The organism is Streptomyces sp. NPDC051976 (assembly GCF_040680795.1).
Taxonomy (GTDB): Bacteria; Actinomycetota; Actinomycetes; order Streptomycetales; family Streptomycetaceae; genus Actinacidiphila.
The window spans coordinates 1-16,192 of sequence record NZ_JBFAXL010000072.1 but is presented as its reverse complement, the minus strand read 5'-3'; the positions used below and the strand labels follow the sequence as shown (position 1 = coordinate 16,192).

12 protein-coding genes and 2 pseudogenes are annotated in these 16,192 nt (G+C 68.4%); 7 read left to right on the top strand and 7 right to left on the bottom strand.

Features of this window, described 5'->3' with window-relative positions:
* Positions 1-441 precede the first annotated feature (441 nt).
* On the bottom strand, positions 442-1,332 hold the full coding sequence (locus AB0M29_RS39575) for a LysR family transcriptional regulator (protein ID WP_365391660.1): 891 nt from the start codon (positions 1,330-1,332) through the stop codon (positions 442-444).
* Positions 1,333-1,528: 196 nt separating this feature from the next.
* Here AB0M29_RS39575 and AB0M29_RS39570 point away from each other — a divergent pair, with 196 nt between their 5' ends.
* The 4 genes from AB0M29_RS39570 to AB0M29_RS39555 all read left to right on the top strand — a co-directional run bounded on the left by AB0M29_RS39570 (position 1,529) and on the right by AB0M29_RS39555 (position 7,288).
* Positions 1,529-2,407 carry a carbon-nitrogen hydrolase family protein gene (locus AB0M29_RS39570; RefSeq protein WP_365391659.1) on the top strand — a complete coding sequence of 293 codons (879 nt, stop codon included), beginning with the start codon at positions 1,529-1,531 and terminating at the stop codon, positions 2,405-2,407.
* Entirely contained in the window at positions 2,404-3,774 is a 1,371-nt protein-coding gene (locus tag AB0M29_RS39565; RefSeq protein WP_365391658.1) for an APC family permease, read from the top strand. The genes AB0M29_RS39570 and AB0M29_RS39565 overlap by 4 nt, the downstream gene beginning before the upstream one ends.
* Before the next feature lie 27 nt (positions 3,775-3,801).
* Positions 3,802-4,260 (top strand): ATP-binding protein, encoded by a 459-nt coding sequence (locus AB0M29_RS39560; RefSeq protein ID WP_365391657.1) that lies wholly within the window; start codon positions 3,802-3,804, stop codon positions 4,258-4,260.
* Positions 4,261-4,810: 550 nt separating this feature from the next.
* A complete protein-coding gene (locus AB0M29_RS39555; protein ID WP_365391656.1) occupies positions 4,811-7,288 on the top strand; it encodes an Ig-like domain repeat protein in 2,478 nt (825 codons plus the stop codon).
* A gap of 284 nt (positions 7,289-7,572) precedes the next feature.
* On the opposite strand, the gene AB0M29_RS39550 is transcribed toward AB0M29_RS39555, so the two are convergent.
* A complete protein-coding gene (locus tag AB0M29_RS39550; RefSeq protein ID WP_365391655.1) occupies positions 7,573-8,229 on the bottom strand; it encodes a TetR/AcrR family transcriptional regulator in 657 nt (218 codons plus the stop codon).
* 115 nt (positions 8,230-8,344) lie between these two features.
* Here AB0M29_RS39550 and AB0M29_RS39545 point away from each other — a divergent pair, with 115 nt between their 5' ends.
* The gene (locus AB0M29_RS39545) at positions 8,345-9,292 is read left to right on the top strand and encodes a carbon-nitrogen hydrolase family protein (protein WP_365391654.1); all 948 of its coding nucleotides are present in this window, start codon (positions 8,345-8,347) and stop codon (positions 9,290-9,292) included.
* A complete protein-coding gene (locus tag AB0M29_RS39540; RefSeq protein WP_365391653.1) occupies positions 9,289-10,698 on the top strand; it encodes an APC family permease in 1,410 nt (469 codons plus the stop codon). The genes AB0M29_RS39545 and AB0M29_RS39540 overlap by 4 nt, the downstream gene beginning before the upstream one ends.
* 809 nt (positions 10,699-11,507) lie before the next feature.
* On the opposite strand, the gene AB0M29_RS39535 is transcribed toward AB0M29_RS39540, so the two are convergent.
* The 5 genes and pseudogenes from AB0M29_RS39535 to AB0M29_RS39515 all read right to left on the bottom strand — a co-directional run.
* The gene (locus AB0M29_RS39535) at positions 11,508-11,708 is read right to left on the bottom strand and encodes a hypothetical protein (RefSeq protein WP_365391652.1); all 201 of its coding nucleotides are present in this window, start codon (positions 11,706-11,708) and stop codon (positions 11,508-11,510) included.
* Positions 11,709-11,788: 80 nt separating this feature from the next.
* The gene (locus AB0M29_RS39530) at positions 11,789-12,244 is read right to left on the bottom strand and encodes a transposase (protein ID WP_365391651.1); all 456 of its coding nucleotides are present in this window, start codon (positions 12,242-12,244) and stop codon (positions 11,789-11,791) included.
* 753 nt (positions 12,245-12,997) lie between these two features.
* Positions 12,998-14,839 (bottom strand): hypothetical protein, encoded by a 1,842-nt coding sequence (locus AB0M29_RS39525; RefSeq protein ID WP_365391650.1) that lies wholly within the window; start codon positions 14,837-14,839, stop codon positions 12,998-13,000.
* A 269-nt stretch (positions 14,840-15,108) separates the two neighbouring features.
* A pseudogene (locus AB0M29_RS39520) lies at positions 15,109-15,288 on the bottom strand (ATP-binding protein); the annotation flags it as partial.
* Positions 15,289-15,310: 22 nt separating this feature from the next.
* A pseudogene (locus AB0M29_RS39515) lies at positions 15,311-15,483 on the bottom strand (integrase core domain-containing protein); the annotation flags it as partial.
* A 151-nt stretch (positions 15,484-15,634) separates the two neighbouring features.
* Between AB0M29_RS39515 and AB0M29_RS39510 the strand changes: the two are divergent.
* On the top strand, positions 15,635-16,192 hold a 558-nt coding region (locus AB0M29_RS39510), incomplete at its 3' end, for an HAD-IIIA family hydrolase (protein ID WP_365391649.1).

Genomic DNA, 16,192 nt, shown 5'->3' with positions numbered 1-16,192 from the left:
GCTAGAGGTGGCGAGCCGTGACGCAAGGTGTACGCCGAGATCGTTATCGATTACATCTGCAAGCTAGCCGTAATCTGCCGGTCCGGTGAGACGAGTGCACGCGTCGGGCACCGAAAGGACAGTGGCCGGGGCCGGGTGCCGTCGGCGTCTACGACGACCTGGGCGCGCGCTCCGGCGGCGTTGACGCGGCGCAGGTCCTCCGGGCGCGCCGACGGTCGCGACGTCACGAGCTGCTGCGCCAGTCGTCTCGGGCTGGCAGCTGACGCGGGATATCGCCGCATGGTGGGGCCGCGCGGGGGTCACCGTCCAATGCCTGCCCGGTCTGGTCAGGCTGCCTGCCAGGCATACCTCCAGCTCCCCTTAGCCTGTCGACCGTCGGGTCGGCGTGCGGTCACGCCTTGCATCGACGTGAGGGCCGTGGCCTGTAGTCGTCGCTGCAGTTCATGCGACCTGCGGCCCGTACCGCTCGACACAAAAACGTGACAACCCGGCCGCGAATGCCTCGATGCTGCGCACCGCATAGTGACAGCCGGCGTCCCACGCCGCGTGCAGGTGGATCCGCAGCGGTTCGCCCGTGCTGTCGAGGATCAGCAGCGGGTGCAGGTCGAAGCGGGGATCGTCGGAGACCACCGCGACACCATGGCCCGAAGCCGCCATGGCCTGTGCGACGTGCGGGGTGTCGCATTCGAGCACGATGTCGTACGAGGCGTCCGCATCCTGCACGGCCTGGTCCAGGATGCGGCGGGTGCCGTGCGCCGGGGTGAGGACGATGAGTGGCTCCGCGGCAAGTTCCCTCATGGTGACGCGGTCCCGGTCCGCCCAGGCATGGTCGGCACGGACGTAGGCCCACAGCGGCAGGCGGGCCACCGGGAGCCCGGCGAACCGGCGCGTCGGAGGTGCCGAGGAGATGGCCACATCGGCGCCCCTCGCAAGGGCTTGGTACGCACGTGCCGGACTCTCCGCCTGCACGGTGACGAGCGGATCCTCCGGCCCCCAGGTGGCCAGGAACGGCGCGATCACGTCGGTGATGGTGGTGGGCGGCGCCGCCACGGTGATCCGCATGGCACGACCGGCAGCCATCGCACCGACTGCGGCCTCGGCGGTGTCCGCGCGGGCGACCAGGTCGCGGGCCAGGGGAAGGAAGCGCCGGCCGGCCGCGGTCAGGACCATCTGCTTGCCGCCGCGGTCGAAGAGCGTCATCCCCAAGGCCCCTTCCAGGCCGCGCAGTTGGCGCGACAGCGAGGGCTGGGCGACGCGGACCACCTCGGCAGCCTTGGTGATGGAACCGGTCTCCACGATGGTCAGGAAGTAGCGCAGCAGTCGGAGTTCCATGGCGGTGGTCCCTCGGGAGACGGAGAGGCATGACACCTTCATGCCTCAAAGGCATGACAACTAACCCTACCAAGTATTTGAGGCTATGGCTGATTGGCTGCATTCTTGACCCACCGGAATTCTTGGTTATCGACACCCGAATCTCCGTCGACTTCTCCTCGTACAGCAATCCTTTCGATTGGCTGGTGTCCCCCACATGGCCCGCCCCCTGCCCCTGATCCTCGCCCAGGCGCCCGGACGCCCGGCCGACGACCTCGCGGGCTTTGCCACCGACGTGGAGCGGCGCGTGAAACTGCACGCACTTGGCGCCCTCGTCGTCTACCCCGAACTGCACCTCGGCGAGAGCGCCCCCGGCGTCCCGGCCACCCCGGAGGAGGCCGCCGAGCCGCTCGACGGCAAACGCGACGCGGCGTTCGCCGAGCTCGCCGGAGATCTGGGCATCTGGCTGGTACCCGGCAGCGTCTACGAGCGAGGCACCGGCGACCGCGTCCACAACACGACACCGGTCTATTCACCGCGGGGTGAGCGCCTCGCGGCGTACCGCAAGATCTGCCCGTGGCGCCCGTACGAGACGACCACACCCGGTAACCGGTTCGAGGTCGTCGCCCTCCCCGGGGTCGGCCGGATCGGACTGTCCATCTGCTACGACAACTGGTTCCCGGAGATCTCCCGTCATCTGGCCTGGATGGGCGCAGAGCTGATCGTCAACGTGGTCCTCACGTCGACGAGCGACCGCGCGCAGGAGGTCGTCCTCAGCCGGGCCAACGCCATCGCCAATCAAGTCTTCGTCGCCAGCGTCAATGCCGCTGCCCCATCCGGGATCGGCCGCAGCCTCGTCATCGATCCACAGGGCACGGTGCGCGCCGAAACCGTCGATGCCGGCGACTCCACCCTCACCGACGTGATCGACCTCGACGAGGTCGGCAACGTCCGCCGCTACGGCACCGCCGGTCTCAACCAGATCTGGGACCAATTCAGCCCCGGCGACCCAGTCCTCGAGCTCCCGCTGTACGGGGGGCGCATCGACCCCGCCACCTGGAACCCCGCCCCCACCACCGAGGAGCCACCACGATGAACAGCGCGACGACTGCGAACCCCGTGAGACTGAAGGGCGACCTGAGCCTCTTCTCGGTCGTCCTGTTCGGCCTGGCCTACATCTCCCCTGGCATCGTCGTCACGGTCTTCGGCGTGGTCGCCGCCACCAGCGGCGGCGTGGCCCCGACCGCGTTCGCCGTCGCCACCCTCGCGATGCTGCTCACCGGGCTGAGTTACGCGAAGATGGCGCGCGCCGTGCCCGGCGCGGGGTCGGTCTACACCTACGCCCGCAAGATGCTCGACAGCCGCATCGGTTTCCTGTCCGGCTGGGCGATGCTGCTCGACTACTTCTTCATCCCGATGGTCGGCTGGCTGATCACGGCGATCTACTTCAACGCCCAGTTCCCTGAGATACCCAAGTGGGGCTGGCTGATCGTTTCGGTGGGCATCACCACCGCCATCAACGTCTTCGGCATGAAACTCGCGGACCGCGTCAACAAGGTCCTGATGTTCTTCGCTCTGGGGTCGCTGGTCCTCTTCGCCACCCTGTGTGTCGTCTTCCTCGGCAAGCACGGCTCCTCCGCCCCCGCCACGGACGCCCTGTGGAACTCCGGCACTTCGATCGGCGCGGTCACTGCGGGCGCCGCCATCGCCGCGTACTCCTTCCTCGGCTTCGACGCGGTCTCCACGCTGGGCGAGGAGGCCAGGGGCGGGGCGAGGACGATCGGCCGCGCCATCATCGGCTGCGTCATTGCCGCCGGAGCGATCTTCATCGTGCTGTCCTTCGTGATGCAACTGGTCCACCCCGGCGCGAAGTTCGCCGACGTCGACGCGGCCGCCTACCACCTGAAGGTCCAGGTCGGCGGCCAGACGTACGCCGAGACCATCAACTTCGTCACCATCGCCGGATCCATCGCCTCCTGCATCGCCCTGCAAGCCTCCGCCGCCCGCCTGATGTACGTCATGGGACGCGACGGCGCACTGCCCAAGGCCTTCTTCGGCAACCTGTCGGGGAAGACCGGCACGCCCGTCTTGAACCTGCTGCTGACCGCGTCCGCCGGCGTCATCGCCATGAAACTCGACCTGACCACCGCCACCTCATTCATCAACTTCGGCGCCTTCCTCGGCTTCACCCTGGTGAACGTCTGCGTGATCGCCCACCTGGTCCGAGAACGCAGTCACGGCCGCACCCCCAACCTCTTCTCGCACCTGGTGATGCCGGCCATCAGCGCCGGCGTTTCCCTCTACCTGCTCACGAGGCTCGGTGACGTCGCACTCCGGATCGGCGGCGCGTGGTTGGCGATCGGCGTCGTCTACCTGGCCGTCCTGACCAAGGGCTTCCGCCGGCCCGCACCGGAGATGACCTTCGACGACGACGCCGCGGCCACGGACAGAGTCACCGCGTAGCTCGCCTCCCGATGCGAGGAGACCAGGATGCCCCCGACAACTGCTGAAATGGTGCATGACCGGAGCCTCGGAGACCTGTTGATCCACCGTGATGTGGTGCTCGACGGACTCTGTGCTCCGCAGCGCGCCGCCCGTACCCTCCTGGCCGACGTCCTGGACGGCAAGGCGGAGGATCAGGTCTTCGACGCCATGCTGGTGGCCAGCGAGCTCATCGCCAACGCCATCCAGCACAGCAGCGGTGCGGTCCTCATAAGGGTTGAGGTCTACGAGTTCGGTGCGGCGTTGGGCGTCGTTGACCACGGGGCCGACACCACTGCCGTCCCTGTCCGACCTTCGAACTCATCTGTTGACGAAGGGACGGTGGCGGCAAGCGGGCGCGGCCTGTTCATCGTGGACAGCCTCGCCAGTGCCTGGTCGGTCGAGGAGACCGAGAACGGAAAGATCGTCATCGCCATACTCACCCATCCGGCCGGCCCTCGTCGATGACCGCTCTCGACCTCACGCGACGCCATTCGGCCGAGGACTCTTCGCCCATCCGCTCTGCCTGCGCTGCCCCGTTCCGACCTGCGACGTTACCCTGACGCTCCTATTCGCCTCGCTGCCTGTTGCCTGGGCTCTCGGTGCCGAGGTCGCCCACGTGGGATCCGGACGAGTGCCAAGGCCCTCGATCGCCCTTCGAACCGACCCACACGCTGCTGTCACCGCCGAAAGGGGGGCGGCCGGTCGAGGAAGGCACCGCGAGGAAATCCACCCTTCCTCCGCTCGACGCTCGATCTTCCACGGTTGACGACCGCAGCACGGCCAGCCACACCACCGCGTGGAAACCGCCGCGCGACACCGCGCCCCCATTCCCGCCCGCCCTTTGGGGCGCCATACCGGCGGCCGGGTCACGCGCGGCCTCGGCCCGCTCAGCGGTCCGCCTGAACGGCCAAAGCCCGAAAGCGCGACGGCGAAGCCGCCAGCGCCACTGCTCCGTACCCACCTGCCCTGTTCTCTTCCGCACCCGGCTCCACAACCCGAAACCCAGGGAGGAAACATGCACCGAAGAACAGTCGACCCCAGCCGCTGGCGTCGATCGATGCTGCTGCTCAGCGTGGGAGCGCTCGCCGCGACCGGCGTCACGGGCCTGACCATACCGCTGCCTGCGGCAGCGGCCACCGCCAACCCGGTCCCCGGGGACCCGCTGACCGGAAACGGCGCCGTCTCCCGTGCCCTGCTGCCCTACGGTCAGCTGACGACCACCCAGAGCCCCGGTGCTGCGGTCGACGACGCCGCCTTCGCCCTGCCTTCCGCTGCCGCCCCGCCGCAGTTCACCTTCGAGGGAACCCTCACACTCAACAACCCTGCTGGCAGCGGAGGGTTCAAGAGCATCAAGAGCTGCTCCGGCTGCGGCAAGCACCTGCCGCCGGTCAGTCTCGACCTCGTCCAGAACGGCAGCTACCTGATCCCCGCGGTCCAGGGCCTGACGATCACCGGCGACACGCAGTCGGGCTCGACATACAACCTCATCGTGGGGCCGGGGCGCGCCTGGTCGGAGAACGGTGACACGGGCACAGCCGGGACCTTCTCGCGGGCATCCCTGCCGTTCGCGCTCGTCGACCGCAATCAGAACTGCGTCCACAACGGCGAGCTCAGCTTCCTGTACAACGCGACCTCGGTCTCGAACATCGCGTACCAGGTGACGGCCGAGACGTGCCAGCTGCACCAGTTCGACATGTGGGGCCAGCTGGCCGCGACCTACACCGCGCACACGGTGGCCAACGACGTCGCACTGGAGAACGCCGAGGCAGCAGAGGTCGGAAACCGAATGCCGACCAAGCCGCTGTCCGCGCTCGCCACCGACTACCCGGCGGCCGGGCTCAACCTTGCCACCTTCGGCAGCGGCATCACGCCCTCGGCGATGACCGCCTATGGCGTGGTCTACAACGGCGTGAACTATGTGGCAGACGGCACGTCCGCGAACAAGGCCTGCCAGACCCGCTACGGCACCTACGCCTTCTGTGAGAACATGCGCCTCCCCTCCTACTCCACGGCCAAGTCTGCATTCGCCGGACTGTCGATGGCCAGGCTCGTACAGGACTTTGGATCCGGGGTCCCGAACCTGAACCTCAAGGACTACATCCCCGAGATGGCGTCCAGCAGCAACTGGAACTCCGCGCCGGTCACGTTCAACAACGCCGCCGACATGGCCACCGGGAACTTCAACTCCGAGCTCTACGAGAGCGACGAGAACGGTGCCAACACGACCAACTTTCTCAACACCGAGCCCTACGGGACCGCGACGACCGGGAAGATGGGTTACGCACTCGGCTACCCCCACCACGTGGGCGAACAGGGCTACACCTGGGCCTACCACAGCGTCGACCACTTCCTGCTGGCCCAGGCCGAGACCGGATACCTGCAATCCCAGCGCGGATCGAGCGCCGACCTGTTCAACCTCATGCGCGACGAGGTCTACGCCCCTCTCCACCTCAACGCCGGCACCCTGACCACGGAGCGCACCAACAACGCCGTCGCCGCCGGAACCTCCCCGACGACCGGCCGCCCGTTCGGCGCCTACGGGCTCTTCTGGACCGTCGACGACATCGCAAAGTTCACCACCTTGTTCCAGAACAACGGCGCCGCCGGCGGGACACAGCTCGTCGACCGAGGACAGATGCTCGCCGCCATGCAGCGCACCAGCGCCAACACCGGCGTCGCCGCCGTCAGCTCGGACCTGACCGGTCACGGTGACGGGACGGCCGCGTCCGGTGGCTACCGCTACAGCAACGGCCTCTGGGCCTACCCCACGACCAGCACGGTTCCTGGCTGCGGACTGCGTGTGCCGTTCATGTCGGGGTTCGGAGGCATCACAATCGCGATGATGCCCAACGGGGCAACCTACTACTACGTCAGCGACAACGGTGAGTTCAGCTGGGCCTCGACCATCGCGGAACTCAACAAGCTCTCCCCGATGTGCGCACCGACCACCACCACCGTCACCGCCTCGCCCGCCACCGCAACCGCGGGGCAGCCGGTAACACTGACCGCGACCGTCGGCGCGGCCACCCGTTCGTGGGCCGCGACGGGAAGCGTCCAGTTCCAGGACAACGGCGTCAACCTGGGCACCCCGGTGGCCCTCGACTCCACGGGTACCGCCTCCGTCACGACCAGCTCGCTGGGCTCGGGCACGCATTCCATCACCGCGGTCTACGCCCCGGACCTGTCCAACGACACCGGCACCGCATCGTCCCCGTTCCGGACCGCACTGACCAGCTCCTGCGCCAGCACGGCCACCACCTGCAACGTGGTCAGCACTGCCGGCCTCAAGGTCGGCGACACCATTGGGATGGGTAGCGCCACGCTCACCGACGACACCCACGTGATCACCGCCCTCACCCCCACCTCGATCACCTGGGTGGGTGCCTACCAGAAGGCCAGCCACGGCAGCAGTCAGCCCGTCTGGCTGCAGAACACCGCCGGCGGCGGCTTCGCGGGCAGCACCAGCCCCGGCGTGGGAGTGACGGTGTCCTGACCCAGGAGGCGCATCGTCGCGCCGACTGCTGAACTGTGGTCCCTGGTCGCCACGACCGGGGACCACGGCCCGGCCCGTGCGTTGCCTCGCGGCAGTCCTCCCGACCCAGGCCACCGTCGCGGGGACCCCCAAGGGCGCGGGCGGCCCTCGGGCAACCGCGTCGGCGGCTGCCTGGGGACTGGGCGGCGGACGCCGCGCAGTCCCCAGTTGATTTGCGGCCTAGCCGGGGCCTCACCGTGCGGTTGCGGCTCGGGACCCACATGGTGGACGCCTGGCCTCCGACCTCAACCGGCTGAGGTCGGTGCTGTGCTGGTGCCGGCTTCGCTGGCGACGGCGAACTGACGGTTGGCCGTGACGAGGCACGCGTACTCCAGAAGTCGGGCCTCGATGTCCGCCGCCGTCGCCGTGCCGACGAGCAGATCCATCGCATAGCCGTCCTCCAGCGCGATAAAGGAGCGGCCCAGTGCGCGCGCATCGCCGGCCAGGGTGAACGTGCCGCTCGCGCGGCCCTGTTCGAGCACGCGCCGGTAGAGCTCGGTCTGCTGGTCGAAGAAGAGGCGCTGCTGCTCGGCGACTGCCCCGTTACGCAGTGCGACCGGGAAGAGCTCGAAGAGCAGCCGTGTGCTCTGTTCGCCCTCGCCAGGCCACGGCACACCGGTGCGGATGCAGGCGCGCAGCTGCTCAACCGGTCCCTCCACGGCCGCGATGGCCTTCTCACGAGTGACGAAGTAGGTAGCCGCGGCGCTTTCGAAGACGGCGGCGAAGAGGTCTTGGAGGTCCGCGTAGTAGTAGAGCACCGAGGCCGGGGTGACCCCGGCGGCTCTGGCGATGTCGCGCAGCTTGGTGGCAGTGGCACCGATCTCCAGCACGGTCCGGGCGGCCGCCTCGATCAGCTGGGTCCGGCGTTCGGCCTGGTTCCTCGGTCGGGGCATGCTCACCATGCTGGCATACGACCAGGGCCGCCCCCATTTCACCTGTGGCAATCTGTTGACCTCCTCCGATTCATTAAATAAAATTTGTTTAACACTCTCTTCCGACTCTGAACCTGGTGCCCCGATGTCCCGTCCCCTCCCCCTCGTGCTGGCCCAGGCGGCCAAGCGCCCCGCCGATGACCTGGACGGGTTCGCCGTCGACGTGCGGCGGCGCATCCAGGGGCTGCCTGCTGCACCGCTGGTCGTCTACCCCGAGCTGCACCTGTGCGGCGTCCCGCGCACCACTGAGCACAGCGGCCTCGACGACGCCCAGCTGCCCGAGGCCACCGCCGAGCCCCTCGGAGGGCCGCGCGATCAAGCCCTCGCCGAGCTCGCCGGCGACCTGGGTGTCTGGCTGGCCCCCGGCAGCGTCTACGAGCGCGGCGCCGACGGCCGCATCTACAACACCGCGCCCGTCTACTCGCCGCATGGCGAGCGCATCACCGCCTACCGGAAGATCTTCCCCTGGCGCCCCTATGAGACCACCATGCCCGGCGCAGAGTTCGTGGTCTTCGACATGGCCGGGACCGGCCGCGTCGGTCTGTCCATCTGCTACGACGCCTGGTTCCCGGAAACCACGCGGCACCTGGCCTGGATGGGCGCAGAGCTGGTGCTCAACTTCGTGCAGACCAGCGGCAGTGACCGCGCCCAGGAGCTGGTACTGGCCCGCGCCAACGCCATCGTGAACCAGGTCTTCATGGCCAGCGTCAACTGCGCCGCACCCGTCGGCACCGGTCGCAGCCTGCTCGTCGATCCGCAGGGCACCGTCCGCTCCGAGACGGTCGGCGACAGCGACACCACCCTCACCGACGTGATCGACCTCGACGAGGTCACCAACGTCCGCCGCCTCGGCACCACCGCCCTGAACCGGCCCTGGCAGCAGTTCCGCCCCGACGACCGGCCTCTCGCCCTGCCGCTCTACCAGGGCTGGATCGACCCGACGACCTGGCCCGGCGCAACCAACCCCACCATTTCCCCTACCCCCGCAGCCGAGTGCACCCGCATACTCGGACAAGGAGAGAAAGTGTCATGAACGACCAGCCCACCCGGATGAGAGGCGACCTCGGCCTCGTCTCCGTTGTCGCATTCGGCGTCGCCTACATGGCGCCTGCCGTCGTCGTGTCCATCTTCGGCGTCATTGCCGCCACGAGCGCAGGCGCCGCGCCCACCGCCTACGCGATCGCCACCGGCGCCATGCTGCTGACCGGCTTCAGCTACGCCAAGATGGCCAAGGTCCACCCAAGCTCCGGCTCCGTCTACACCTACGCCCGCAAGGAGCTCGACTCCCGGATCGGCTTCCTGGCCGGATGGGCGATGCTGCTGGACTACCTCTTCCTGCCGATGGTCGCCTTCCTGCTGCAGGCCATCTATCTGAACGTCCAGTACCCCTCAGTGCCCGAGTGGGCCTGGCTGGTGATCAACGTCGTGCTGGCCACTGCCATCAACGTGATCGGCATCAAGGTCGCCGACAAGGTCAACCGGGTCCTGCTGATCGGCGTGACCGGCTCGCTCCTGGTCCTGGCCGTGCTGTGCGCGAAGTACGGCTTCGGCCACAGCGGCACTGCCGCCATCGGCCATTCCTTCTGGAACGGTGCCACCAGCTTCTCCGCGATCACCGCGGCAGCCGCCATCGCCGCCTACGCCTTCCTCGGCTTTGACGCCGTCAGCACGCTCAGCGAGGAAGCCCGGGACCCCCAGCGCACCATCCCCCGCGGCATCATCCTCACCGTATTGGTCGGTGGCGCGATCTTCGTGGTCCTCTCCTTCCTCATGCAGTGGACCCACCCCGGCGGCTCCTTCCCCAACGAGAACTCCGCCGGCTACCTGGTCTCCACCGTCGTCGGCGGCAAGACCTTCGCCGACATCTCCAACCTCATCGGGCTGCTCGGCGGCTTCGCCTCCTGCGTGGCCATCCAGGCCAGCACCAGCCGCCTGATGTTCGTGATGGGCCGGGACGGAGCACTTCCCCGCCCGGTCTTCGGCCGCCTGCACCGGAAGCTGCTCACACCCGTCACCAACGTCGTGATCATCGGCGTCATTGGCCTGCTGGCCATGAACCTCTCGCTCGCCGAGGCGACGTCGTTCATCAACTTCGGCGCGTTCCTGGGCTTCACTCTGGTGAACGTGTGCGTCATCGCCTATGCCCTGCGGCAGTGGCGCTCCGGCCGCCGGCACTCCGTCCTCGGCTACCTGGTCCTGCCCGCCGCCGGCGCCGCAGTCGACGTCTACCTCATCACCCAGCTCGGAAGCACCGCAACCGAGATCGGCCTGGGCTGGCTCGCCATCGGAATCGTCTGGCTCGCATTCCTGACCAAGGGCTTCCGCGCTCCCGCCCCGGAGATGCGCCTCAATGAGGAGGACGCCAAGCCCGCCGCCGGTACGCCGAGACACGTACCGCTTTTCACGCCCGCGAGTCGTAAACCGCAGGTGAACGGCTGACTCCTATGTCAGCTGCCAAACCCACCGGTGCCCCGCCAGCCGTGTGGCCAAGTTCGCGGGCGGACTCCTCGGCCCGCAGAGCGCGGTAGACGCGTACGGAGATGCGGCGCTTGAGCAGGCGAAGTGCCTCCTTGACGGTCTTCCCCGCCGCGAGCTGCCGGGCGTAGTAGGCAGCTCCCTCCCCGTCACCGCGGGCCTGAGTGACGGCGATCATGTGCAGTGCACAGTTGATGGTGCGGTTGCCGCCTCGGTTGAGACGGACCCGGACCTTGTTCGAGGACCACGCGCGGGGCCGTTGAATCGGGCGAAGGCGTCCCTTGGACCTGAACCGGGTGGCGCCGGGTGTCTCCCCTGGATCGCCGCCGCTCCGAGCACGCCGCAGCCGGGCACCCAACAGGAGGTGCGGCGCCAACTTCACCACCAAGCGCGGCAGTCGGTGCTCGAGAGTTGATCTGCTCGGCCAGCCGACGACACTCCGCCACCAAATCAATGGCGATCTCCACGATCACGCCCTGTCGCCCCTCCAGCTCGGTCTCCAGGGTGTCGAAGACGCACAGCCGTCGCAGGCCCCGGGAAGGAACAGGCAGTTCGGGGTCGATTTCGTGCAGGTACCAGCGCAGCTTGTTGGCGGCTGAGGTCCGGTGTCGCACCAGGCGGCGGTGGTCGGCCAGGAGCTTCACATCGCGGGTGGGTCCGTCCAGGCAGGCCCCTGGGCAGGCCGGGCTCGCGCAGCGCGACGCGCGCGACGGCTTCGGCGTCGATCGGAGCGGATTTGCCGCGTTCCCGGGCCGAACGCCGGGCCCCGGCCATCAGCCGGGTCTGGACGCGGACCACCGTTGCCCGGCCATCAGCAGGTCCACCTCGAAGCGCCGGGTCAAATGCTGGCAGTCCTCGACCGCGGTGAGCACCGGTCCGAACCAGGCGATCCACTCGCAGGCCCGCCCGTGACCGGCCGGGGTGGCTGGCACGGTGAGCTGGGACATGCGGCGCCCGAGAGGGTCGACCGCCACCAGGGTATGGGGCTTCTTTTGTGGCCATCGACGCCGACCACGTTCACGCAGATGCCTTCGCAGCACGAGGGAGACCACGGTCAGGGTCCCGCGCGGGGACACGCCTCAATCGGGCTCGGCTGGCACGCTCTTGTCAGGCCACTCCGCGGGGACACGCAGGCCGGCGGGGCTGCATATCTAAGGACAAGCCACCGCAAGTGGGGCAGCAAAGAAACGAGCCAGCCCCGCCGGTCCTGCCACTGCGGCACCACCAGGCAGCCGGTGTCCCTCACCCGCTTGAGGATGTCGACGTCCTCGCGCAGCCGGCGGTTCTCCCGCCGCAGCGCGGCCCGCTCCTCGCGTTCGCTGCTGGTCAGGCCGTCCCGCTCACCCGCGTCAGCCTCGACCTGCTTCAGCCAGTCACGTACCAGGTCGAAGTCCTTGGCGACCTGACCGACCGAACGGTCACCGCACCGGCACAGCTCGACGATCTCGGCCTTCAACTCCGGCATGAACGAACGGCGAGGAGGAGGCTTCTCCTTCCCCATGCTCTCCATGATGGACATCCTCCCGGGGCAGAACCCCAGATCTTAGATGTCCGCCAAAGCCGATCAAGCCCACTCGTCCTCGACGCTGATGAACGGTCCGTCTTCGGCGTCCCCGCCCATGACGTCCCGGCACGCCTCGACTCGGACATCGAAGACTGGGGTAGGACCGAAGTTCGTCACGGTGACCGAAGCCATCGGACGCGGTGACCGCGGTGAGGGCGGCCCGTTCCCCTCGTCGCCGCGCGCTGATTCGTGGCTGCTCGGTGCTGCCACAGAGCGATGAACAGCGCCGTCACGGAGGCGACGAGAGGACCGATGAGGGGCAGCCGCTCCGGCAACCCTCGCTCCTCGCCTGTCGTCCGCCGAAAGTACCCGCCTCACCGATGACGGTCCGCTGCGGATCTCGCTGTATGCCGGGTGGGAGACGAGCCACTACGCGGCGCAGGCGATCGAGCCGCTGGTGCACGAGCTGCGGGCGTACTTCGTGAAGCGCTACGGGACCAGCGCGGCCCCCACCCCGGACGCCCAGGGGCGTGAGTGCCTGTGACGGCAGGGGCCGCGCCGACAGCTCAGCCGGTACGCGAGCGGGTGCTCAGCTGGTTCTCAGCGATGCGTCGTCGATGACGAACGACGTCTGGAGCGAGGAGTCCTCCGTCCCGGAGAAGCGCTGTGCGGCACTTCCAGCGGGTTGTCGGACACGACCTTGTCGTCCGCTGTCCACGGCGACGCCGTCCCGGTCTCGAAGCCGCCGTTGCCGAGCAGCTAGCCGGCCGTACACGTCCCCCCGCTCCCGCCGGTGGCGGGCAGCTTATACGCCTGCGCGGCCGCCGCCGACCAGTCGAACTCGTCGTTGTCGCTGAAGTAGTAGTACGTAGCGCCGTTGGGCAGCATTGCCGCGGTGATGCCGCCGAAGCCGGACATGAACGGCACGTAGACCGAGTTGGTGAACACCGGGTTGTCTGCCGAGGTGAACTGCCGGGCCCACAGGCCGTCCTGGTAATGGTAGGTCTTGCCGGTCGTGTCGGCGGTCGTGGTGAGGCCCCGGTTCGCCGGATTATGCTGCATCGCGTCGGCGAGCATCGTCGGGGCGAGCATCTGCACGCCGCCGATCTTCCCGCCGTCGGCGTTCAGGAACCGGCTGACCTTGGCGATGTCGTCCTGCGTGTAGAACAGGCCGTACCCGCCGAACGGCTGCCCTGTGGCGCTGTTGCCGGTGCGCTCGGTGGTCAGCACGTCCGGGCTCAGGTGCAGCGGGACGAGCACCTGGTCGCGGATCCAGCGGTAAATGTCGCTGCTGGCGCCGGCCTTGGACACCAGGTAGTTCTGCATCGCCCGGGCCAGCACGAAAATGTCGGAGGAGTGGTAGACCCACTGCGTGCCGGGCGCGGCGGAGTGCGGGAAAGCCAGCGCGGCGGTCATCTTCGGCCCGTACGCCTCGGCCTCGAAGAACGCCGTCATGCCGCCGCCGGACTCGTCGGACTCGAAGGCGCTGGAGGAATAGTTGCCGGTGGCCATGTTCGCGGTGTCCTGGAGCGTGACGCCTGTCCAGGCGGAGGTGTCCGCCTCGCTGACCCAGTCGCGGATCAACTGCGAGGGCACGGACGAGCCGTAGACCTGCGTCAGCCGCATCAGCACGATGCCGGCGAACATCGTCTTGGCCAGCGAGTACGACGGCAGCACCATCTGGTTGCAGTACGGGTACGCGCCCTGCCGGGTCTGACACGCGCCGACGTAGTTCACCCCCCCGTAGGACACGCCGTAGGTACTTAGCGCCGAGGCGGTGATGCCGCTGCCGAACGCGCTGGTGTCGATGCCGGAGTTCGGGTAGTCGGTGCTCAGCGCGCTGATCGGCTTGGTCGGGATGCGGTTCGCGACCTCGGCAGCGTACGCGTTCTCCAGGGCAGTGTCACCGGTCACGGTGTGCCGGGAGTATGTCGCGCCGACCTGGCCCCACATGTCGAACTGGAAGTACTCGCACGTCTCGTGCACGATCTGGTAGCGGACCTTGGAGATCGTGCTGCCGTCGAAGAGGAAGGTCAGCAGGCCGTTGTGCACGCAGTTGGCGTTGCGCTCGACCAACGCGAACGGCAGAGAGACGCGAGTGCGGCCGCCATCGCCGTTCTCGTTCCAAGCACGGCCGCCCTCGACGATCAGGTTCCAGTACGCACTCCCGGTGATCTGCAGGCCGCGGACAGCAGGGATGACGTGGCTGCCGTTCTGCACGAGGCCGATGCTCACCGGCGGCAGGTGCTTGAGCGCGGCGGTGGCCGCGTAGTTGTAGGTGTCCTTGACAGTGCTGAAGCCGCCTGCGCTGGCCACGCCGTTGAGTGTCAGGGTGCCCTCGAAGGTGTGCGTCGGGGCGGCGGCCGCCGCGGGCAGCGCGAAGGCGTCGTCGGAGACGGTGCCGGTGGCCGCGCCGCTGGTCAGGTCGGCGGCGGTCAGCACCGACCTGCTCACGGCGCCGCTGCCAGTGAGCGGATCACCGGGTACGGCGGTCGCGGCGTACGCGGGTCTCGCCGCCAGCGGTGAGAACGGCACGAGGGTCAGGGCCATTACGAGGAGGGTCAACACAGCCCAGCGGCGCCGGGCGTACAAGACGGACACGGTGAACTCCTTTGGAACGCGAACGGGTGGTGCCCGCATTCTGGAGACGCGCGGCGCCGCCGTCGAAGACCAATTGGGGTTCGTCGGCATGCCTCGACGGCATCGGTGGGGGTCAGAGGTCTGGGCCAGCCGCCGCCGGGGGCCAGAGGTCATGGGGTGCGCAACCGCCGCTGGTGGGCAGCCAGCAGCCGGGCGAGGAACTCGACGGTGTGGCGCGGGACGTCGAGCGTGGCAACATAAGTGACCAACGTGAAGCCTCTGGTTCACCAGAGGTGGGGCGAGGTACTGCTGCCGTCCGCCACCTCGCAGATCAGGCCGCTCTCCTGGAGGATCAGCCGCAGCCGGATAGGCTCGCAGCCGTAGCGGATGGCGTTGGTGACCAGTTCACTGACTACCATTTCGGTGGTGAACTGCAGCTCCTCCAGGCCCCACTCGGCCAGCTTGCGGGCGGCGTCGTCGCGGGATGGGTGGCTAGCCGCCGAGTGCGGTGTGGGTGCGGTGGTGGTTGTAGGTGTGGAGGAAGTCTGTCAGGACTTCGGTGCGTTCGTTGTTCGATGTGCAGGGCTGCTCGTAGGCCCATTCGTCGAGAGGGTGCGGTTGAATCGTTCGACCTTGCCGTTGGTTTGTGGCCGGTAGGCGCGGGTGCCGGAGTCGGGGGAGGGGGTGTAGGGCAGGCAGGCGTTCTCCCCGCGCAGGCGGGGGTGGTCCGTCTAGATGCGGGCACTGACACGGGGCGTCGGCGCAGGCCACACGGCAATGCCGCCTCTCTTGGGACCCCTGCCCTAGGCTGCCTGGGTGAGCATTCACACGGTGGCCTTCGACATCGGCGAGACTCTCGTCCGCGACGACCGGTACTGGGCGGGATGGGCCAATTGGTGCCAGGTGCCGCCTCACACGATGTCTGCGCTCGTCGGCGCGGTAGTCGCCCGCGGGCAGGACAACGCCGACGCCTTGCGGCTGATCTGGCCGGGCCTCGATGTCGCCGCGGCATACGCGGAGCGGGAGGCGGCCGGGCTCGGTGAGCGGCTGGACGAGACCGACCTCTACGACGACGTCCGCCCGACGCTCACCCGGCTGAGGCAAGCTGGGTTCCGGGTCGTCATTGCCGGGAACCAGACCGCGCGCATCGGCGAGTTGCTGCGCGCGCTCGACCTGCCCGCGGATGTCGTCGCTACTTCAGGGGAGTGGGGCACCCACAAACCCTTGCCGAGCTTCTTCACCCGCGTCATCGAGGCCGCCGACTGCCCGGCCGACGAGGTCCTGTACGTCGGCGACCACCCCGCCAACGACCTGGTCCCCGCGAAGGCCGCCGGGCTGCGCGCCGCGCACCTGCGCCGCGGGCCCTGGGGACAC